The following is a 19,713-nucleotide window of genomic DNA, read 5'->3' as shown; positions in this document are numbered from 1 at the left end:
AGGTTTACGGGCCCGCCGCTTGACATAGAAGCGTCCCCGAGCCAGACCACCCCGCATGCACCACACCGGCCACCGGAACCCCGCTCCCTCGCCCGAACCCCCGTCAACGATCTACGGAGTGATCGGCAGCGGACGCGGGTACCCCGGTCCGATGCCGTACCCGCGGGAGAGCGCGTCGGCGAAGGCGGCGGCGATCTTGAGCTCGCCGTCGGCGTTGGGGTGGGTGCCGTCGTAGGTGTCGGTCTCCACGTCCCACTTCTCCGCGTTGGCCACGTCGAGGCTGATCACCGGCGAGGCCTTGGTGGACATGTCCTCGGCCACCTCCCGCACGATCTCGTTGTAGGCGTACACACGCAGGGCGAAACCGTCGTCGGAGTCGGCCAGGGCGATCGGCACCGCCTCGGCCAGCACCACGCGCAGGTTGGGGTTGCCCGCACGCGCGGCCTCGACGTAGCCGCGCAGGCGCAGTTCCATCTCCTCCATGGAGACCGGCCAGAGCAGGTCGTTGATGCCGATCATGGCCAGCAGCACGTCCGGCTCGTGCGTTCGCACCTCCTCCCCGATGGAGGCGGAGGCGTCGCGCAGGGTACGGCCCCACAGGGCGTTGTGGTCGTGGTCGAAGTCGGGGTCGTCGTAGGCGGCCTCGCCGGGCGCGGCGGTGCCGGGCCAGCGGGCCCCGCCGGCGCCGCCGTCCTCGTCGGGCGAGGCGCTCTCGTCCGGGCTCGCACCGTCGGTGGGAGAGGGGTCGTCCTCCGCGGAACCGGGTTCGGGGCCGGAGGGGTCCTCCCCCTCGGTCGTGGGCACCGGGAGGATCATGTCCGAGGACGCCGGTTCGCTGTAGGGGCCCACGAAGTCGAGCCCTTCCACGTGCGGGGACAGGTGGTTCCACAGGTGGTACCGCCACGTCCGGTCTCCGTCGGCTCCCTGGGTCATGGAGTCGCCGGCGAGCATGATGCGCTGGGGATCGCTCACGGGCCGCTCTTCCGCTTCGGTCTGGGGGTCGCCTGGATCGGCGCTGGTCGATGCCCAGTATCCGACGGCGGCCACGATCAGCAGAACCACGGCGAGGGTTCCGCAGACCAGGAGGGGACCGGGGCGGCGCCGGGGGCTGCTCGTCGGGGTGGTGGGGTGCCGGCCTGTGGGGAAGCGGGGGAACTGCACCCGTTCTCCTTTCTCGGTCGTCCGCGGGGGACGGGACGGGTCCCGGGGGCGGGACGTGCACCGGTCGGAGGAGGGGCCGCGCGGCGGGGGTCCGCGGGCTCGGGGGGGGCGGTGCGGGACGGCCGCTGCGGGCCGCCCCGCGTGCGTGCGTCAGCCGCGGGCGATGACGCGGTTGTCGATGGAGCCCAGGCCCTCGATGGTGACCGAGACCTCCTGGCCCTCGCGGACCGGGCCGACGCCGGCGGGGGTGCCGGTGAGCACCACGTCGCCGGGCAGCAGGGTCATGAACGAGGACACGTACGAGATGATCCCCGGGATGTCGTGGATGAACTGCGAGGTGCGGCCCTCCTGCTTGACCTCGCCGTCGACCGTGGTGGTCAGCGCGAGGTCCTGGGCCTCCTCGATGGTCAGCCCGGTGGTGATCCACGGGCCCAGCGGGCAGAAGGAGTCGAACCCCTTGGCGCGGGTCCACTGCTTGTCCTTCTTCTGCAGGTCCCGCGCGGTGACGTCGTTGGCGACGGTGTAACCGAAGATGACGTCCTTGACCCGCTCCCTGGGCACCTCGCGGCACGGGCGGGCGATGACGATGGCGAGCTCGCCCTCGTAGTCGACCTGCTCCGAGACGGACGGGTGGAAGATGGGGTCCTGCGGGCCGGTCACCGAGGTCGAGGGCTTGAGGAAGACGACCGGTTCGTCCGTGGACTCGCCCGTGACGTCCTTCATCTCCTCGACGTGGTCGGCGTAGTTCTTGCCGATGCAGACCACCTTCGTGGGCAGCACCGGCGAGAGCAGACGCACGTCGTCGAGCTTGGCGCGCTCCCCCGCCAGTTTGACCTCACCCAGCAGCGGGTGACCGCTCAGACGGGAGACGTAGTCCTCCCCCGTGTCCGAATCGGTCTCCACAAGGCCGAATCCGACGTCGTCCCCAGACGCGAAGCGTGCGATGCGCACCCGTTGCCTCCCCTGTTGTTCGCTTGCCGTTGCAGCGTATCCGGGTGCGGGGACCGCGGGGCTGTGGCACCCGGTCCGCGGTGGGCCGCCTGGTGGGTGCGTCTTGGCCGTGGTTTGGGGGGATCTCTGGCATGCTGGGGGCCGTCGTCCTACGTCGAGAGGTCCACGCCCGTGTCCACCACGCGCCCCAGGCACCGCCGCCGACGCCGCTACCCCATGGGGATCGCGCTCGGACTGTGCGTGGTTTCCGGCGCCGCAACCGTGCTGATGGTGAGCGTGCCGGAGGATTCCGACGCTCCCCCGGTGGCGGACTCGGCCGGCCCGCCCGCCAGTGACGGTGTGCCGGACAGCGACGACCGTCGCCACAACCCCGACGACGAGCCCACCGAGGCGGCCACCCCGAGCCCTTCGCCGACGGCCCCCGAGGAGGACGAGGACAACGTCCTGCTCCGCTCCATCGAGGAGGAGGTCGACACCGCCGACGGCGACATCGAGACCATCCCCGGCGAGGGCGAGGTCATGGGCGACGGCCCGCTGCACACCTTCGCCGTGGAGACCGAGACCGGCCTTCCCGGTGACGACGACGACTTCGCCGAGGCGGTCGAGCTGATCCTCGGCGACCCCCGCAGCTGGGGCGAGAGCGGCGACCGTTCCCTGCAGCGGGTCGACGACGCCGAGGACGCCGACTTCCGTGTGCTGCTGGCGGCCCCCGACACCGTCGACGACCTGTGCGCCCCGCTCAACACCAACGGGTACGTCTCCTGCGCCCAGGGCAACCGGGCCATCATCAACCAGAACCGCTGGGTGTCCGGCGTCGACCACTTCGACGACGACCTGGAGACCTACCGCATCTACCTCATCAACCACGAGGTGGGCCACACCTTCGGACACGGCCACGTGAGCTGCCCCGAGGAGGGCGAGCCCGCGCCGGTCATGCAGCAGCAGACCCTCGATCTGCAGGGCTGCGAGCCCAACGGGTGGGTCGACCCCGACGCGTGATCCGTCCGTACGCGGACCCGTCCGCGGGCCCGTCGGCGACGAATACCGTCCGAGGAAGTGCAGGCCGACAGGAGCGAGAGCGCATGTGCAACTGCAGTCCGTCCCGACGTACCGCTTTCGGCGCCCTGGGCGCCGGGGCCGTGACCACGACCCTGGCCGCGTGCGGCGGCCCCAGCGGTGGTGAGGGCGCCGAGGAGGATCCCGGTACCCCGTCGCCCGCGCCCGAGACCGGCGAAGTACTCACCTCGACGGGTGACGTGCCCGTCGGCGGCGGGACGGTGCTGGAGGAGCACCAGGTGGTGGTGACCCAGCCGGAGGAGGGCACGTTCCGGGCCTTCTCCACCGCGTGCACGCACGAGGGCTGTCCGGTCGACGCGGTCGAGGACGGCCAGATCGTGTGCCCGTGCCACGACAGCCGCTTCTCGGTGGCGGACGGCGCACCCGAGGACGGGCCGGCGCAGGCACCGCTGGAGGAGTTCGAGGTCACCGTGGAGGGCGACGACGTCGTGTTCGCCTGACGCCCAGCCGCGGGGGATCTTGCTACTGGAGCCGGGTTCAGCGCTGAAGTCTGCGCTGGTAGCAAGATCCCCGGGCCCTTCCTTCTGCCCCTCGTCCCTGGGTCACTCGTCGACGGAGGCGTTGTACTCCTCGATGGTGCCGCCGACCCGCTCGGCCGCCTCCGACATCGCCTCCTCGGGGGTGGCGTCGCTCGTGAGCGCGGCCTCCCAGCCCTCCTCGGCCGCGGCGCGGGCCTCCGACATCACGCCCATCATGCAGCCGGCGGTGTTCTCGTTGACCTCGGACTCGGCGAGCTGCTCCGCGGCGATCTCGAACTGCGGGAACTCCTCGGCCCGCTCGACAGCCTCGGGGCCGTCGTAGCCCTCGGTGTTCACGGCCAGGTATCCGGTCCCGGCGTGCCAGGTGGACTGGGCCTCGGGGGTGAGCAGGTACTCGACGAACTCCCAGGAACCGCGCACCTCCTCGTCGGTGTGGCCCTCCCCGTTGATCCACAGGGAGGCGCCGCCGATGATCGAGCCGCCCGGGTCGCCCTCGCTGATGAGCGGGAAGTACCCGGCCCCGACCTCGAAGTCGGAGCCCTCGATGTAGTTGCTGAGGGCGCCGGTGGACTCCAGGGTGATCGCGGCGCGGCCGGAGGTGAAGGCGGCCATCCCGTCGTCGATGTTGCGGCCGATCTGCAGGGCGAGGTCGTCCTCGATCATCTGCTCCCACCACTCGACGAGCTCCACGCCCTCGGGCCCGTCGAAGAGCACCTCGGTGGCGCGGTCGGACCGCCCGTTCGCGCCGTCGCAGTAGGGGGCGGCGGCGCGGGCCATGAACTGTTCGATGTACCAGCCGTACAGCGGGGCGCCGAACCCGTACTGGACGATCTCGCCGTCGTCGTCGGTGACGGTGAGCTCCTCGGCGGCCTCGCGGATCGAGGCGAGGTCGGTGGGCGGGTCGTCGGGGTCGAGGCCGGCCTCCTCGAAGGCGTCCCGGTTGATGAACATGAGCGGGGTCGAGTTGTTGAACGGGAACGACCGGAGTTCGTCGTCGACGGTGAAGTAGTTGAGGAGGGCGTCCTCGATCTCGCCGGTGTCGTAGCCGTCCTCGTCGATGAAGGACTGCGCGGGCACGGTCTGGCCGGAGTCGATCATGAACTGGGTCCCCAGGTCGAAGATCATGATGAGTTCGGCGGTGTCGCCCTGCTGGATCGCGGCGCGGTGGTTGGCGAGGGCGTCGTCGTACTCCCCCTGGAAGGAGCCGGTGACCTCCACCCGCCCTTCGTTCTCGGCGTTGAAGTCGTCGATGAGCTGGTCGAGGACCTGGCCGTTGCCGGCGTCCATGCTGTGCCAGAACTCGACCTGCACGGCCTCGTCGAGGTCGTCGAGCACCTCCGGGCCCGGGGCGGTGAGGTCTCCCCCTCCGCCGCCGCTGTCGCCGTCGCCGCACGCGCTGAGGACCAGCCCCAGGCTCATGAACAGGGCCGCGGCGCCGATGCCGCGCCCCTGGGGGGAGAGTCGCATACCGTCTCGCTTTCCTCGGGGGGGGTGGGGCGGGACCCGGCGGCCTACTTGACGGCCCCGGCGGTGAGCCCGCGGACGATGAAGCGCTGGCCGAGCACGACCAGGGCCAGGGTGGGGATGACCGACAGCGCGGCGCCGGCCAGGAGCAGGCCGGGGTTGGCGGCCTCGCCGACCCGGAGGCTGTTGAGGCCGATCTGGAGGGTCTGCATCTCGGTGGTGCGGGTGATGATGAGCGGCCAGAAGTACATGTTCCAGCTGGTGATGAAGACGTACATGCCGACGGCGGTCAGGGCCGGTTTGTTGAGCGGGATCAGGATCGTCCACAGGAACCTGAGGTGTCCCATGCCGTCGATGCGGGCGGCGTCGAAGAGCTCCCTCGGGAACTGTTTGAAGCTCTGGCGCAGCAGGAACGTGCCGAACGCGTAGGCCAGGAACGGCAGGACGAGCCCGGCGTAACTGTCGCCCAGCCCCCACCCGGTGAGCGTGAGGTAGTTGGGGATGAAGGTGGCCTCCTGCGGGACCATGAGCGTGGACAGGAACAGCGCGAAGACGATCGCGCTGAACCGGAACCGCAGGAACACGAACGCGTACGCGGCCAGCGCGGAGGTGGCGAGCTGGCAGGCGGTGATGATGCCGGCCATGACCACCGAGTTCCCGTACATGCGCATGAGGGGGACGGCGTCGAGCGCGCCCCGGATGCTGTCGGTGGTGATCCCGGTGGGCAGCAGGCGCGCGGGGAACGTGGACAGCTCGCGGGGTTCCATGACCGCGCCGACGAACATGTAGTAGACGGGGAAGAGCACCGGGACCAGGAACAGCGCCAGGAGTGCGTAGAGCAGGACCCGGCCGGCCCAGAACCCCGGCCCGTGGCGGTAGCGGCGCACGGATCCGGTGGCGGGCTCTGCGGCGGCGTCGCGCGCGGGGGCGGGTGCGCGGGTCATGAGTAGTGCACCTTCCGCTCGATGACGCCGAACTGGATCGCGGTGCACACGAGCACGACCACGAGCAGCACCAGGGCCTGGGCGCTGGCTCGGCCGAAGTCGCTGGTGCCGAACGCGAAGGCGTCCTGGTAGACGGAGTAGACGAGGGTGGTCGTGGATCCGACCGGTCCGCCCAGGGTGAGGATGTGGATCTGTCCGAAGCTCTGCAGCGCGTTGATCGTGGAGATCACGATGAGGAAGAACAGCTGCGGGCCGAGCAGGGGCACGGTGACGTTCCAGGCGAGCCGGGGCCCGGTGGCCCCGTCGATGCGGGCGGCCTCGTTGATCTCGCGCGGGATCGACCCGATGCCGGCGGCCAGCACGAGCACGCCGTAACCGAGGTTCATCCACACGGTGGTGATGCAGACCGACCAGAGCGCGATCTCCTGGGAGGTCAGCCACGGCACCTGGTCGAGGCCGAGCCGGTACAGGATGCCGTTGAGCACGCTGTTGCCGGGGCTGAAGAAGACGACGAAGACGACCGAGGCGCTGGCGACGGAGAACGCGAAGGGCAGGGCGAAGGCGCCGCGGAAGAACTTCTGGCCGCGGATGACGCCCTCGAGCAGGAGCACGACCGCCAGCGCGCCGACGACGCCGGGCACGACCACGCCGAGGGTGAAGAGCAGCGTGGTGACCAGGACCTGCACGTAGGCGGGCGAGGCCATCTCGGCGAAGTGGGAGAGCCCGACGAAGCGGTTGGGTTCGCCGATGATGTCGTTGCCGTGCATCGACAGGTACACGGTGCGTCCGAGCGGATACACGAGGAAGACCGCGAAGACCAGCACGGACGGGGCGAGGAAGGCCCAGGCCAGACGGGCCTCGCGGCTGCGTTCGCGGCTGCGGCGCGGGCGTGCGGGCGGTCCACCGCGTTCCGGTGGCCCTGTTTCCGGCCGTGTGTGGGTCGGCTCCGGCATCCATCACCACTTGCGCTCGGGGGATCAGCAGCGGTTCGCAGTATCGAGTGATGTGGAGCACGGTCGCTATGGCCCTGGCGGTAGGAATCCCTCACCTCGGGGGAAGGTCGCAGGCCCGGGACCAGGGATGGGGAGGCCCGGCCCGGTGCACGGGGTCGCCGCGCGGCCGGGCCGGTTCCGGTCATCAGACCTGCGGGTACCCCTGGCGCAGGAGCCCGTAGGTGACGGCCTGCTCCAGTGCGACCCAGGAGGCGTCGACGACGTTGGGGCCCACACCCACGGTCGTCCACTCCCCCGTTCCGTCGCTGAAGGTGATGAGGATGCGGGTGATGGCGTTGGTGCCCGAGGTGCCCTCGAGGATGCGCACCTTGTAGTCGGTGAGCTCCAGGCCGCCGAGCGCCGTGTAGACGTTCTCCAGGGAGTTGCGCAGGGCGCGGTCCAGGGCGTTGACCGGGCCGTTGCCCTCCTCGGTCGCGATGATGCGCTCACCCTTGACGCCGAGCTTCACCGTCGCCTCGGTCAGGCTCTCGTCGGCGCCGCCGAGCAGGCCCACACCCTCGGAAGGGCGGCGTTCGGTGATGACACGCCAGGACTCGGTCTCGAAGTAGCGCACGGGCCGGCCCATCTCCTCGAACACGAGCAGTTCGAGGGAGGCGTCGGCGGACTCGAAGCTGTACCCGGACAGTTCCAGGCCCTTGACACGTTCGACGATGCGGCCGGAGAGCGCGCGGTCCTCGGACAGGTCGAGCCCGAGCTCCTGGGCCTTGAGCTCGATGGAGGCGCGCCCGGCCATGTCGGAGACGAGCATGCGCATCCGGTTGCCGACCAGCTCGGGTTCGGTGTGCTGGTACAGGTCCGGGTCGACCTTGATCGCGGAGGCGTGCAGCCCGGCCTTGTGGGCGAAGGCGGAGACCCCGACGTAGGGCTGGTGGGTGTCGGGTGCCAGGTTGACCAGGTCGGCGATGGCGGTGGAGACGCGGGTCATCTCCTCCAGGCAGCCCTCGGGCAGCACGTCGCGGCCCTGCTTGAGAGCGAGGGCGCCGACCACGGAGAAGAGGTTGGCGTTGCCGACGCGCTCGCCGTACCCGTTGGCGGTGCACTGCACGTGCGTGGCGCCGCCCTCGACGGCGGCGAGGGTGTTGGCGACCGCGCAGCCGGTGTCGTCCTGGGCGTGGATGCCCAGGCGGGCGCCGGTGGCCTCGGCGACCTCGGAGACCACACGTGTGACGTCGGTGGGCAGCATGCCGCCGTTGGTGTCGCACAGGACGACGACGTCGGCGCCGGCCTCGGAGGCGGTACGGACCACGTCGAGCGCGTGGCCGGGGTCGTGGTGGTAACCGTCGAAGAAGTGCTCGCAGTCCACGAACACCCGCTGCCCGTGTTCCCGCAGGTGGGACACGGTGTCGGCGATCATGGCGAGGTTCTCGTCAGGGGTCGTGCGCAGGGCGCGCTCGACGTGTCGGGTGTCGCTCTTGGCGACGAGGGTGACGACCGGGGCGCCGCTGTCGCGCAGGGCGGCCACCTGGGGGTCGTCGGCGGCCCGCACCCCGGCCCGGCGGGTCGCGCCGAACGCGGTGAGGCGGGCGTGCTTCAGCGTCAGCTCATGTGCGGCGCGCTCGAAGAACTCGGTGTCCTTGGGGTTGGCCCCCGGCCACCCTCCCTCGATGAAGGCGACCCCGAAGTCGTCGAGCAGCTTCGCGATGGCCAGCTTGTCGGACACACGGAGGTTGATGCCCTCGCGCTGTGCCCCGTCGCGCAGCGTGGTGTCGAAGACGTGGAAACTGTCGTCCCTCATGGGTGGTTACTCCCGAAGGTGGATGCTGTGGTTCGGCCGATCCACCCCCGCCAACAAAAAAGACCCCTCGTGGACACGAGAGGTCAGCGCGCCGGCGGGGTCCGAATCGTCAGCCGGCGCGCCTCACGATAATGAGTACCTGAGACGGCATGGTTTCAGTCTGCCACACGGTCGCGGAGCTCCCGCCCATCGGGGCCACCTGTCTCACCTGGTGAAACGTGAACCGCCCGGGTCCGGGCATACCGGACACCGGGCGGTGCTGCGTTCCCCTGCGTGCCGGGCGAAGGGTGGGGCCCGACCGCACGCGGGCAGGCGCGCGAGGCTAGAACGAGGTCAGCCACCCGTACTTGTCGGCGCGCTTGCCGGTCTGCAGGCCGACGAGCTCCTCGCGCACGCGCATGGTGACGGGGCCGGGCTCGCCATCGCCGATGGTGAAGGCGCCGTCGTCGCTCTTGACGTGGCCGACCGGCGTGACGACCGCGGCGGTCCCGCACGCGAAGACCTCGGTCATCTCCCCGGACTCGGCGGCCCGGCGCCACTCCTCGACGGACAGCGGCTCCTCCTCGACCGGCAGGCCCAGGTCGGGGGCGAGCGTGAGCAGGGCGTCGCGGGTGATGCCCGGAAGGAGCGTCCCGGTCAGCGGCGGCGTGCGCAGCTTCGCGTTCTCACCCGAGCCGAACACGAACCACAGGTTCATGCCGCCCATCTCCTCGACCCAGCGGTGCTCGCGGGCGTCGAGCCAGACGACCTGGTCACAGCCCTGCTCGACCGCCTGGGACTGGGCGAGGAAGCTCGCGGCGTAGTTGCCGGCGAACTTGGCCGCGCCGGTCCCGCCGGGGGCGGCGCGCGTGTAGTCCTTCGACAGCCACACGGTGACGGGCTTGACGCCACCCGAGAAGTAGGAGCCGACCGGCGAGGCGATCAGCAGGTAGAGGTACGTGCGGGAGGGGTGGTTGACCCCGAGCCCGACGTCCGTGGAGATCATGAACGGCCGCAGGTAGAGGCTGAAGTCGTCCTTGTCGGGGACCCAGGCGCCGTCGTGCTCCAGCAGCAGCTCGATGGAGCGCATGAAGAGGTCCTCGGGCAGCGCGGGCATGGCCATGCGCTCGGCACTGCGGTTGAGGCGCGCGGCGTTGGCCTCCGGACGGAAGGAGACGAGGCTGCCGTCGGAGTGGCGGTAGGCCTTGAGACCTTCGAAGATCTCCTGGGCGTAATGGAGCGCGGAGGTGGCGGGGTCGAGGGTGAGCGGCCCGTACGGCTCCAGTTTGGCGTCGTGCCAGCCCTGGCCCTCGGTGTAGCGGATGGTGACCATATGGTCGGTGAACACCTGGCCGAACCCGGGATTCTCCAGCAGCTGTGCCCGCTCCTCCGGGGTCTTCCGGTGGTGGGAGAGCTGGATGTCGAACGTCAACCCGCTCGTGGTGGCGTCGTTGTTCATGTCGTAGGTCCTCTCGGGTGCATCGGGCCGGCAGCGCCGCCGGCCTGAGATCTAGTCTGTCGGATGAGCGCACCCGGTGCCAGAGTGGATGCTTTGCACGCCGAACGGTTCCAAGGCATACAAAGCGTCGGCGGGCGCGCCCGGGTGGTGGATGGGCGCGCCCGCCGACTGTGGTTCCGGTGCCGCCGGGCGCGCCCTCTTCACGAGGTGGGCCAGGCGGTCGTGGGTCCCCTAGCCCTGCTCGGCTACTCGTGCGGCGAGGTCGTCGCCGATACGGGAGGTGGAACGCTCCTCGTCACCGCGGGTCTTGAGGTCGGCGGCGACGGCGTTCTCGATCTTGCGGGCGGCCTCGGGCACGCCCAGGTGCTCCAGCATGGTGGCCGCGGAGAGCACGGTGGCGGTGGGGTCGGCCTTGCCCTGGCCGGCGATGTCGGGGGCCGAACCGTGCACCGGCTCGAACATGCTCGGGAAGGTGCGGTCCGGGTTGATGTTCCCGCTCGCCGCCAGACCGATGCCGCCGGTGATGGCGGCGCCGATGTCGGTGATGATGTCGCCGAACAGGTTGTCGGTGACGACCACGTCGAATCGGCCGGGCTGGTTGACGAAGAACATCGAGGCGGCGTCGACGTGGCAGTAGTCCACGGACACCTGCGGGTACTCGGCGCCGACCTCCTTCAGCACACGCTGGTAGAGGTCGCCGGCGAAGGTGAGCACGTTGTCCTTGTGCACCAGGGTCAGCTTCTGGCGGGGGCGCTCGGCGGCCTTGGCGAAGGCGTAGCGGATGAGGCGCTCCACACCCACGCGGGTGTTGACGCTGTCCTGCGTGGCGATCTCGTTGGCCGTGCCCTTGCGCAGCACACCGCCCGCGCCGGCGTAGGGGCCCTCTGTGCCCTCGCGCACGACGAGCATGTCGATGTCGTCGGGGGCCACGCCCGCCAGGGGGGTGCTCACGCCGGGGTAGAGACGCACGGGGCGCAGGTTCACGTAGTGGTCGAAGTCGAAGCGGAGCTTGAGCAGCAGGCCGCGCTCCAGGACACCGCTGGGCACCGACGGGTCGCCGACCGCGCCGAGGTAGATGGCCTCCTGCTGGGCGAGCTCGGCCTCGACCGACTCGGGCAGGGTCTCACCGGTGCGGTGCCAGCGCTGGGCTCCGAGCTCGTACTCGGTGGTCTCGAAGGCCAGGTCGTGCTGGGCTGCGACGGCGTCCAGCACCTTGAGGCCCTCGCCGACGACCTCGGGTCCGATCCCGTCGCCGGGGATGACGGCCAGTTTCACGGTGCGCGCTGCCATACGGACTGCCTCTAACTCGGACGCGACCTCATCTCATATGATGAGATCCGAATGAACACTGGATGAGACAACTCTACAGTCTCAGCAGGATTCCCGTGTCCCGACCCCACACGGAGTTCGCACATCCAGGGCGCCGCGGGCCGACCGCCGGGCGCTACTCCCGAGCCACGGGATCCGCATCCGGCGCCCGTTCGGGGGGTTGACGCCCTTCCCGGGGCTTCTTACCGTTTTTCGAGATACTGATCGCTGTTCAACATCTCGAACATCCCCGCATCCCCCGGCTCGTGACCCGCCCCGCGCCTTCCCGCGTACCCCCCGAAGGAGCCCCCGATGCCGCACGAGGACCACGCGACGACCGGAGACGACCGCCCCCGCCGGACCGACGAACTGCGCAGCCGGCACTGGTTCGGCGCCGGAGGCCGCTCCGGCATGCTCTACCGCTCCTGGATGCGCAACCAGGGTTTCGCCGACGACGTCTTCGACGGCCGTCCCGTCGTCGGGATCGCCGTGTCCGGCTCCGAACTGGCCCCCTGCAACGCCCACCTGTCCCGGCTCGCGGAGTCGGTCAAGCGCGGGATCTGGGAGGCGGGCGGGTTCCCGCTCGAGTTCCCCGTGATGGCGCTCGGCGAGACCGTGCTGCGCCCGACCGCGATGCTCTACCGCAACCTCCTGGCGATGGAGGCCGAGGAGCTCTTCCGCGCCAACCCGCTCGACGGCGTCGTCCTGCTGTCGGGCTGCGACAAGACCACGCCCGGCCTGCTCATGGCCGCGGCCAGCGCCGACCTGCCCGCCCTCATGCTCACCGGCGGCCCCATGCTCAACGGCAAGTTCCGGGGCGAGGACATCGGGTCGGGCACCCACGTGTGGAAGTTCGAGGAGGAGGTGCGGGCCGGGCGCATGACCGAGGCCGAGTGCGGCTTCGCGGAGTCCTGCATGTCCCGCTCCAACGGCCACTGCATGACCATGGGCACGGCCTCGACCATGGCGTGCATGGCCGAGGCCCTCGGCATGCAGCCCGCCTACGGCGCCACGTGGCCCGCGGTCGACGCCCGCCGGTACGCGATGGCGCAGAGATCGGGGCGGCGCATCGTCGACCTCGTGCACCAGGACATCCGCCCGTCCTCGATCATGACCCGCGAGGCCTTCGAGAACGCCGTCCGGGTCAACGCGGCCATCGGCGGTTCCACCAACGCCGTCATCCACCTCACCGCGATCGCCGGACGCCTCGGTGTCGACCTCGACCTGGACGACTTCGACACCCTGGTCCGCGACGTGCCGACCCTGCTCGACCTCATGCCCAGCGGCCGGTTCCTCATGGAGGACTTCTGTTACGCCGGCGGGCTCCCCGCGGTGATCGCCGAGCTCGGCGACCTGCTCCACACCGACGCGGTCACCGTCACGGGCGAGCCCCTCGACGCACCTGCCCGCGCCAGGGCCGCCGAGTGTTACGACCGCCGGGTGATCCGGCCCCTGGACGATCCCCTCCAGCGGGCGGGCAGCGGAACGGCGGTGCTGCGCGGCAACCTCGCCCCCGGCGGCGCGGTGCTCAAGCAGTCCGCCGCGAGCGAGCACCTGATGGTGCACCGGGGCCGGGCCAAGGTCTTCGACTCCCCGGAGGAGTACTACGCCGTGTCCGACGACCCCGACCTCGACGTGGACGCCGACACCGTGCTCGTCGTGCGCAACTGCGGACCGGCCGGGTACCCGGGCATGCCCGAGGTCAGCAACGTGGCCCTGCCGTCCAAGCTCCTGGCCGCGGGCGTGACCGACATGGTGCGCGTGTGCGACGGGCGTATGTCCGGCACCGCCTACGGAACCGTCGTGCTGCACACCTCGCCCGAGGCGGCGGTCGGCGGCCCGCTCGCGCTCGTACGCGACGGCGACACGGTCTCCCTGGACGTGCCGGGCCGCTCGCTGTCCCTCGAGGTCGACCCCGAGGAACTGGAACGCCGCGCCGCCGCGTGGAACCGGCCGGAGCCGCACAGCCCCCGCGGGTGGACCAAGCTGTACTGCGACACCGTCCTGCAGGCCGAACACGGCGCCGACCTGGACTTCCTCGTCGGCCACAGCGGCCACGAGGTCCCCCGCGAATCGCACTGACCCCGCCCGCAGCGGACGCCCTCCGCCCGGCGGCCCGCTCTCGAGGCCGCCGGGCACCCCGGTACTCTGGCGGTCGTCCGAGCAGGGAGACGACGAGGAGGTCCCCCGTGGCACGCCGTACGCCGGCTCTGCAGAGGGGGCTGGACATCCTCGAGCTGTTCACCGACGGCCGCGAGTCGGTCAGCGCGCCCGAGGTGGTGGCCGAGCTCGGCCTGCCGCGCACGACCGTGCACGAGTTGCTGCACACCCTGTCCGCCCGCGCCTACCTGACGCGGCACCCCGAGATCCCCGGCCGGTACCGCCCCGGGCTCCAGCTCTTCCGCCTGGGCAGCGCCTACACCGACGGCCTCGACCTGCCCACCCTCGGACGGGAGGCCGCCCGGGAGATGGTCGAGGAGTGCAACGAGACCTCGCACGTGGCGGTGCTCGACGACCGGCACATCGTCTACCTGGCGAAGGTCGACAGCTCACACGCGGTCCGGATGGTCTCCAGCCTCGGCCGGCGCCTGCCCGCGCACTGCACCGCCCTCGGCAAGGTGCTGCTGGCGGCGTTGCCCGACGAGGAGGTGCTCCGGCGCCTGGGGCAGGGACGCCTGGAACCGCTGAGCGCCGACAGCATCACCGACCCCGACCGGCTCGTGCGTGAGCTCGCCGGGGTGCGGGACTCGGGCTCGGCGGTGGAGGTGTGCGAGGCCAACCCGGACGTGTCCTGCGTCAGCGCCCCGGTGCGCGACCGCACGGGCCAGGTGGTGGCGGCGCTGAGCATCTCCGTTCCCCAGCACCGGTGGTCGGACGAGCGCTGCGAACAGCTGCGCGAGCTGGTGCGCGACGGGGCGCGGCGGTTCTCCCTGCGGCTCGGCGCGAGCGGGGCCTGATCCGCTCCGGGGAACCCGACCCCGGGGATCTTGCTACTGGAGCCGGTCTCGGCCGCCGAAGTCGGCGCTGGTAGCAAGATCCCCGCAGACAATCTCAGGTCAGCAGGTAGAGCAGGCAGACCAGGGCGAAGGACAGCAGCCCCACCGCCGTCCCCTGGAGGGTCCACGTCTTGAGCGTGGTCGCGGTGTCCATCTCCAGGAACCCGCGCACGAGCCAGAACCCGGAGTCGTTGACGTGTGAGAGCACGATCGACCCGGCCGCCATGGCCAGCACGATCAGCACGAGCTGGACCCCGGTGAAGTCGCCCGCGGCCACCACCGGCCCGACCAGCCCCGCGGCCGTCGTCACGGCGACCGTCGCCGAACCCTGCGCGACCCGCATGACCACCGCGACCAGGAACGCCGCCAGGAGCACGGGGATCCCCATGCGGTCCAGGCTCTCGGTCATGGCGTCGCCGATCCCGCTGAGGCTGAGCACGTGGCCGAACATCCCACCGGCCCCGGTCAGCACGATGATGCTGCACACAGGCGCCAGCGCGCGGTCCACGATCCGGTTGACGGTGTCGCCGCTGTGCCTGCGCCGCCACCCCAGGAGCCACATCGCCATGAGCACAGTGATGAACAGGGCCGCGGGGGTCTGGCCGACGGCCTGGAGCGCCTGCACCCATCCGGCGTCGGAGTCCACGGTCCCGGTCGCGGCGAGGGTGGACAGTCCGGTGTCCATGAAGATGAGCAGCAACGGCAGCAGGAGCAGGAAGACCAGGACCCCGAGGCCGGGCTGGGGCCCGAGCCGGTCGCCGTCCTCGCGCCCGCCGCCGAGGATCTCGGGCACGGGCAGGTGGAAGCGGTGTCCGAGCCAGAGGCCGAGCAGGTACCCGGCCAGGTACCAGGCGGGGATCCCGACCACGAGCCCGAACACGATGACCAGCCCCATGTCGGCGCCGACGATCTCGGTCGCGGCCACCGGCCCCGGGTGCGGGGGCAGGAGGGCATGCATGACGACGAAGGCGCCGGTGGCGGGCAGGGCGTAGATGAGCACGGATCCGCCCATGCGCCGGGCGACGGAGAAGATCACCGGCAGCATCACGACGAACGCGGCGTCGAGGAAGATCGGAAAACCGAAGAGCAGGGAGGCCACGCTCAGCGCGAGCGGTGCGCGGCGTTCCCCGAAGAGGCGCAGGAGGCCGCCGGCGAGGACCTCGGCGCCTCCGGAGACCTCGATCATCCGGCCGAGCATGGCACCGAAACCGATGAGCAGGACGACGGAGCCGAGCGTCTCGCCCATGCCCTCGGTGAGCGTGGGCACGAGGTCGGCGACGGGGATCCCGGTGGCGAGGGCGGTCGCGGCGCTGACCAGGATCAGGGCCAGGATCGGGTTGAGGCGCACCCTGATGATGAGGAACAGCAGGGTGGCGACGGAGAGTACGGCGATGGCCATGAGCCATCCGACGGGGAGACTCGCGGTGTCGGGCATGGAGGGGACCTGCCTGTCCGGGGCCTGGGCGCGCGTCGGGGGCGGGCGCTGCGCCGTCGGGAGGAGGGGTGACTGCAAGCCGGATGTTCGATATTTCGGACGTTGTCTCTGATGTCGAAGACATTCTGCCACTCGTGTGATCCGGGTCAATGGGTGTAGTGATGTGGGCCACTACCCGGTTCGGCGGGCGTGCGGCCCGACCTCCGTTGACCGCCGGCTCGGCCCGTTCTAGCCTGAATCCGAAATCAGAAACGCTGTTCGATATACAGAACAGTCCGCGCTGTCGCCCGAGAGGACCCCCCGATGCGTGCGCGCGAACACCCCCGCCCGCCCGGCCACAGCACCCTGGAAGAGCTCGGCCTCGCCGGCCCGCCCACTCCCCCGCCCCCGTCCGAGCAGGCCTTCCCCGACGGCGGGGCCTGGCGGGTGGAGATCCCCAGCGTCGAGGGGCCGACCGCCCTGGAGACCGTGTTCGCGGCCGCCGACGGGCTCGCTGTCCCTGTGCACCGGGTCTCGCAGGGCTCGGGGGTCGGCATGCTGACCGACGCGGAGATCACCGCGATGGTCGACCTGTGCCGGAACAGGGGAGCCGAACTGTGCCTGTTCCTACGCCCCGGCGCGGACTGGGACACCGGTGCGGGCCGCACGGCCGCCACCGGTTCCGTCGCGAGCCGGAGCAGGGGCGCGGGCCAGCTCGCCGCCGGTGTGACCCAGGCCGAGCGTGCGGCCGCCCTCGGGGTGGACAGCCTGCTGGTCGCGGACGAGGGACTGTTGTGGACCCTGCACCGGATGCGGACCCGGGGCGACCTGCCCGAAGAGGTCCGCTTCAAGGTGTCGGCGACCGCCGCGCCGGCCAACCCGGCCGCGTTCCGGGTCCAGGAGCTCCTCGGGGCCGACACCGTCAACGCCCCGCCCGACCTGGCCGTGCACCAGCTCGCGGAGCTACGTGCGGTGGGGACCGCCCCGCTCGACGTCTACGTGGAGTCGCCCGACGACACCGGCGGTTTCGTGCGCCACCACGAGATCGCGGGGATCGTGCGGGCGTGCGCGCCGGTGTACGTCAAGTTCGGGCTGCGCAACGCCCCTGGGCTGTACCCGGCGGGCGAGCAGCTGGCGCCGGCGGTGGCGGCCACGGCCCGCGAGCGAGTGCGGCGGGCCCAGCTGGGGCTGGACGAGCTGGCGCGGACGGAGGGGGTTCCGGCGATGTCCCCGGTGGGCTCGCACGGCCTCACGGCGCCGGAGCGCTTCGCCCTGCCCGACCGGAAGGGCTGACCAGGGGCGACGGCCCTCGGTCGGGGCCCGGCGCTTCCGACGGGACCGCGGGCACGGGAGGACCCCGGACACAGGACTGGACCCGCACCCCGTCGCGGGGCGCGGGTCCTCGACGTGTCGTCGTCTCAGTCGCGGCGGTCGAGGGCCTCCTGCAGGGCGCGCTGCAGTTCCTCGTCCGCGGTGTGCTCGACCGTGTCGTACATGGCAGTCTCCAGGATCGCGACGTCACCGGCGTGCGTGCCGGCGGGCGGGTTGGAAGGACCGCGGGGCCCGATCCGTGGGCGGCGCGGCGGAAACGCGGGCGGCATTGTCCGCGCGGAAGAAGGGGAGCTCAGCACCCCGGCCGGTTCGGCCGGGTCCGCCCCGTACCTCCGGTCGGAGGCGCGTGGGGCGCCGGGCGGCGGTACCGGTCTGTGGGGCCGGGCACCGCGGGCTCCTCTGACGTCAGACTATCGGATGTCCAACTATGTGGCCAGAGCATCTCACCCATTGAGACGCCGGGCCTGTCGTCGCAGTTCGACAGGCCCGGCGGACGGGTTCGGCGGACCGGGTCAGTGCACGGGATCGACGTGGGTGCCGGCACTGGACACGGTCACACGCGGAGGCTCGGCCGGGCGCTCCGACGGCTCCGGCCGTTCGGCCATCCGTGCACGCCGCCGAGCCAGGAGCTGGGCCGCGCGGGCGGAGCGCTCCCGCAGGTCGTCGGTGCGGACCACCAGCTCCTCGCGGCTCTCCTCCACCACTTCGGCGCACTCCTGCGCCTGTTCCTCCGCACAGAACTCCGCCTCGGAGAGCTCCGCCTCCAGCCGCCGCAGAAGCAGGGCCAGGTACACGGCCACGGCCAGGACGGACCCGCAGGCGAGCAGTTCGGCGGCGGTCCACGCCCTGATCTGACCCGTGGCGGTCGCCACCGCCAACGCGGCCAGGCAGGCGAGAACGGACCACGATGCCACGGCCACACGATGCTTTCTCAGGAATTGCACAAGCTCCCCCTGGGTGCTCGGTCTTCACCGCGGATCCGCCGCGGGCGGGCTTTCAGTCGGGCCGTCGGCCCAGGACCAGGCGCGCCGCGCGCCCCCGGGTGAGGGCACGGATGCGGCGTTCCCAGCGCAGGGCGTCCTCGCGCAGGTTCTTGGCCTCGCGGCGGGCCGTCCGGGTACGGTCGGGCCCGTCGGCCGGCCAGGGTGGGCCCTGCTCCAGCGCGACACCTGCGTCGACCGTGCAGGACGTCCACGGCGAAGCGATGCCGTCCTCCCCTCCCCCGGTCAGCCGGGCGCGGGCGAGGGCGGCGGTGCGTTCCCAGCGCAGGGAGCCGCGGTCGCCGCACGGCAGGACCAGGCGGCCTGCTGCGTGTTCGTCGGCCGTCTTCGTGAGGGAGCGGATCGCGTCGTGGGCCGGTTCGGCCCCCGCCGGCAGGGTCAGACGGAAGGGCGCACCCGGCACCGGAGCGGGGACGTGGTCGGCCATGTGCACCCGGGGTTCGTACCGGTAGACCTCGCGCAGGAGCCGGACCGTGTCGGCCGTGGCCCGGTCCCGCGCGCCCCACGGTCCGACGAGCGTGAGGCGCAGGTCCCGGTCGGCGCCGCCCAGCAGGAGGTCGGTGGTCAGGCGCACCTCGTCGGCGCTCGCGCGGGAGGCGTCCACCACCACGTCCACGAAGGGGACCTCCCACAGGCGGCCGGGGCGGGCCCGGCGTGCGGGGTGCCAGGGCACACGGTGTTCGAGGTCGGCGTCGCGCCCGCCGGCGTCGTCGCGGCGCCCCCCACCGGACTTCTCGACCGCCTCGCTGCCGGGGCCCGGAACGAGGGCCGCGCCGAACTGGAGCAGGCGGTGCAGGAGTTCCTCGGGCGCGCGGGTGTCCCCGACACCGACCCCGGTGAGCAGGTCGCGCCGGTGCGAGACCGTGCCGTCCGGGTACCGGTCGCGCAGGTGGTCGGGGCGCGGACCGCCGGTCGCGGCCGCGGCGGTGACGCCCCCGACCACAACGGCTGCGTGTTCGGCCAGGTGGGCGCGGACGTGGCCGTCGACCTCCTCGCGCTCGGGCAGGGCGTCGGCGCGGGCGAGCAGCACCACGTCGCCCGCGGCCGCGGCCAGCCCCGCGCGGACGAGCTCCCACCGGTGCACGGGGCCGGGCATCGCCAGGATCCGGACCCCGTGCGGGTCGGGGCGCTCGGCGAACGCCTCGGGGCACGCCTGCGCGCACACCTCCGGCGAGGCGGTGGTGCACACCAGGATCCCCACGTCCTCACCCGGAACGATGCGCTCCCTGGCCCGGTCCACGATCTGCGCGAGCGGGTCGGTGTCGCAGGACCCGGGCCCGCAGTGCACCGGGACCACCACGGTCACGCCGGGCCGGTCCCCCAGGGGCGCGATCCCGCCGCCGTCCGGTGCCTCACGAGTCGCTGTCACGGTCGTCCCCCTCGCAGGTCGGGTGTCGGCA

General features: G+C 71.6%; 17 protein-coding genes. 5 read left to right on the top strand and 12 right to left on the bottom strand.

The features are described from left to right. Positions 1 to 111: 111 nt before the first annotated feature. Positions 112 to 1,161, bottom strand: a complete 1,050-nt coding sequence (locus IDM40_RS25535) for a GDSL-type esterase/lipase family protein (protein ID WP_193124619.1) — start codon at positions 1,159 to 1,161, stop codon at positions 112 to 114. A gap of 150 nt (positions 1,162 to 1,311) precedes the next feature. Continuing rightward, a complete protein-coding gene (locus IDM40_RS25530; protein ID WP_193124618.1) occupies positions 1,312 to 2,112 on the bottom strand; it encodes a fumarylacetoacetate hydrolase family protein in 801 nt (266 codons plus the stop codon). A 216-nt stretch (positions 2,113 to 2,328) separates the two neighbouring features. Here IDM40_RS25530 and IDM40_RS25525 point away from each other — a divergent pair, with 216 nt between their 5' ends. Further along, positions 2,329 to 3,111, top strand: a complete 783-nt coding sequence (locus tag IDM40_RS25525; RefSeq protein ID WP_193124627.1) for a DUF3152 domain-containing protein — start codon at positions 2,329 to 2,331, stop codon at positions 3,109 to 3,111. A gap of 83 nt (positions 3,112 to 3,194) precedes the next feature. Beyond that, complete coding sequence (locus tag IDM40_RS25520) at positions 3,195 to 3,629, top strand: Rieske (2Fe-2S) protein (RefSeq protein WP_193124617.1); 435 nt, start codon at positions 3,195 to 3,197, stop codon at positions 3,627 to 3,629. Between the two features lie 102 nt (positions 3,630 to 3,731). On the opposite strand, the gene IDM40_RS25515 is transcribed toward IDM40_RS25520, so the two are convergent. The 6 genes from IDM40_RS25515 to IDM40_RS25490 all read right to left on the bottom strand — a co-directional run bounded on the left by IDM40_RS25515 (position 3,732) and on the right by IDM40_RS25490 (position 11,552). Further along, positions 3,732 to 5,135 (bottom strand): ABC transporter substrate-binding protein, encoded by a 1,404-nt coding sequence (locus IDM40_RS25515; RefSeq protein WP_193124616.1) that lies wholly within the window; start codon positions 5,133 to 5,135, stop codon positions 3,732 to 3,734. Positions 5,136 to 5,179: 44 nt separating this feature from the next. After that, on the bottom strand, positions 5,180 to 6,076 hold the full coding sequence (locus IDM40_RS25510) for a carbohydrate ABC transporter permease (RefSeq protein ID WP_193124615.1): 897 nt from the start codon (positions 6,074 to 6,076) through the stop codon (positions 5,180 to 5,182). Continuing rightward, entirely contained in the window at positions 6,073 to 7,029 is a 957-nt protein-coding gene (locus IDM40_RS25505) for a carbohydrate ABC transporter permease (protein WP_193124614.1), read from the bottom strand. The genes IDM40_RS25510 and IDM40_RS25505 overlap by 4 nt, the downstream gene beginning before the upstream one ends. Before the next feature lie 184 nt (positions 7,030 to 7,213). Then, positions 7,214 to 8,824, bottom strand: coding sequence for a citramalate synthase (cimA, locus tag IDM40_RS25500; protein ID WP_193124613.1), 1,611 nt, complete (start codon positions 8,822 to 8,824; stop codon positions 7,214 to 7,216). 322 nt (positions 8,825 to 9,146) lie between these two features. Next, entirely contained in the window at positions 9,147 to 10,262 is a 1,116-nt protein-coding gene (locus IDM40_RS25495) for a branched-chain amino acid aminotransferase (protein ID WP_193124612.1), read from the bottom strand. A 231-nt stretch (positions 10,263 to 10,493) separates the two neighbouring features. Then, a complete protein-coding gene (locus IDM40_RS25490; protein WP_193124611.1) occupies positions 10,494 to 11,552 on the bottom strand; it encodes a 3-isopropylmalate dehydrogenase in 1,059 nt (352 codons plus the stop codon). Between the two features lie 330 nt (positions 11,553 to 11,882). On the opposite strand from IDM40_RS25490, the gene IDM40_RS25485 reads away from it, so the two are divergent. Together IDM40_RS25485 and IDM40_RS25480 are read left to right on the top strand one after the other, a co-directional pair. After that, positions 11,883 to 13,652: an IlvD/Edd family dehydratase gene (locus IDM40_RS25485; protein ID WP_193124610.1), complete on the top strand. Its 1,770-nt coding sequence runs from the start codon at positions 11,883 to 11,885 to the stop codon at positions 13,650 to 13,652. 107 nt (positions 13,653 to 13,759) lie between these two features. Further along, positions 13,760 to 14,527, top strand: a complete 768-nt coding sequence (locus IDM40_RS25480) for an IclR family transcriptional regulator (RefSeq protein WP_193124609.1) — start codon at positions 13,760 to 13,762, stop codon at positions 14,525 to 14,527. 94 nt (positions 14,528 to 14,621) lie between these two features. Here IDM40_RS25480 and IDM40_RS25475 read toward each other — a convergent pair whose 3' ends face one another. Further along, positions 14,622 to 16,001: a GntP family permease gene (locus IDM40_RS25475; RefSeq protein ID WP_193124608.1), complete on the bottom strand. Its 1,380-nt coding sequence runs from the start codon at positions 15,999 to 16,001 to the stop codon at positions 14,622 to 14,624. Positions 16,002 to 16,304: 303 nt separating this feature from the next. Here IDM40_RS25475 and IDM40_RS25470 point away from each other — a divergent pair, with 303 nt between their 5' ends. Beyond that, positions 16,305 to 17,273 (top strand): hypothetical protein, encoded by a 969-nt coding sequence (locus IDM40_RS25470; protein ID WP_193124607.1) that lies wholly within the window; start codon positions 16,305 to 16,307, stop codon positions 17,271 to 17,273. Between the two features lie 125 nt (positions 17,274 to 17,398). On the opposite strand, the gene IDM40_RS25465 is transcribed toward IDM40_RS25470, so the two are convergent. The 3 genes from IDM40_RS25465 to IDM40_RS25455 form a co-directional block, all read right to left on the bottom strand. Beyond that, on the bottom strand, positions 17,399 to 17,581 hold the full coding sequence (locus IDM40_RS25465; protein ID WP_193124606.1) for a hypothetical protein: 183 nt from the start codon (positions 17,579 to 17,581) through the stop codon (positions 17,399 to 17,401). Between the two features lie 243 nt (positions 17,582 to 17,824). Beyond that, complete coding sequence (locus IDM40_RS25460; RefSeq protein WP_193124605.1) at positions 17,825 to 18,226, bottom strand: hypothetical protein; 402 nt, start codon at positions 18,224 to 18,226, stop codon at positions 17,825 to 17,827. A gap of 82 nt (positions 18,227 to 18,308) precedes the next feature. Then, positions 18,309 to 19,682, bottom strand: a complete 1,374-nt coding sequence (locus IDM40_RS25455; RefSeq protein ID WP_193124604.1) for a hypothetical protein — start codon at positions 19,680 to 19,682, stop codon at positions 18,309 to 18,311. Between the last annotated feature and the right edge of the window lie 31 nt (positions 19,683 to 19,713).

Origin of the sequence: Nocardiopsis coralli, from assembly GCF_014892575.1 — a bacterium.
Classification (GTDB): domain Bacteria; phylum Actinomycetota; class Actinomycetes; order Streptosporangiales; family Streptosporangiaceae; genus Nocardiopsis; species Nocardiopsis coralli.
Note: the sequence above shows the minus strand (reverse complement) of the source record. Positions and strands in the feature narration are given on the sequence as shown.

Excerpts from the sequence above, each read along its gene's own strand:
- IDM40_RS25525 (WP_193124627.1), top strand. The coding sequence starts at position 2,329 with ATGGGGATCGCGCTCGGACTGTGCGTGGTTTCCGGCGCCGCAACCGTG.
- IDM40_RS25520 (WP_193124617.1), top strand. The coding sequence starts at position 3,195 with ATGTGCAACTGCAGTCCGTCCCGACGTACCGCTTTCGGCGCCCTGGGC.
- IDM40_RS25515 (WP_193124616.1), bottom strand. The coding sequence starts at position 5,135 with ATGCGACTCTCCCCCCAGGGGCGCGGCATCGGCGCCGCGGCCCTGTTC.
- IDM40_RS25510 (WP_193124615.1), bottom strand. The coding sequence starts at position 6,076 with ATGACCCGCGCACCCGCCCCCGCGCGCGACGCCGCCGCAGAGCCCGCC.
- IDM40_RS25505 (WP_193124614.1), bottom strand. The coding sequence starts at position 7,029 with ATGCCGGAGCCGACCCACACACGGCCGGAAACAGGGCCACCGGAACGC.
- cimA (WP_193124613.1), bottom strand. The coding sequence starts at position 8,824 with ATGAGGGACGACAGTTTCCACGTCTTCGACACCACGCTGCGCGACGGG.
- IDM40_RS25495 (WP_193124612.1), bottom strand. The coding sequence starts at position 10,262 with ATGAACAACGACGCCACCACGAGCGGGTTGACGTTCGACATCCAGCTC.
- IDM40_RS25490 (WP_193124611.1), bottom strand. The coding sequence starts at position 11,552 with ATGGCAGCGCGCACCGTGAAACTGGCCGTCATCCCCGGCGACGGGATC.
- IDM40_RS25485 (WP_193124610.1), top strand. The coding sequence starts at position 11,883 with ATGCCGCACGAGGACCACGCGACGACCGGAGACGACCGCCCCCGCCGG.
- IDM40_RS25475 (WP_193124608.1), bottom strand. The coding sequence starts at position 16,001 with ATGCCCGACACCGCGAGTCTCCCCGTCGGATGGCTCATGGCCATCGCC.
- IDM40_RS25470 (WP_193124607.1), top strand. The coding sequence starts at position 16,305 with ATGCGTGCGCGCGAACACCCCCGCCCGCCCGGCCACAGCACCCTGGAA.
- IDM40_RS25465 (WP_193124606.1), bottom strand. The coding sequence starts at position 17,581 with ATGCCGCCCGCGTTTCCGCCGCGCCGCCCACGGATCGGGCCCCGCGGT.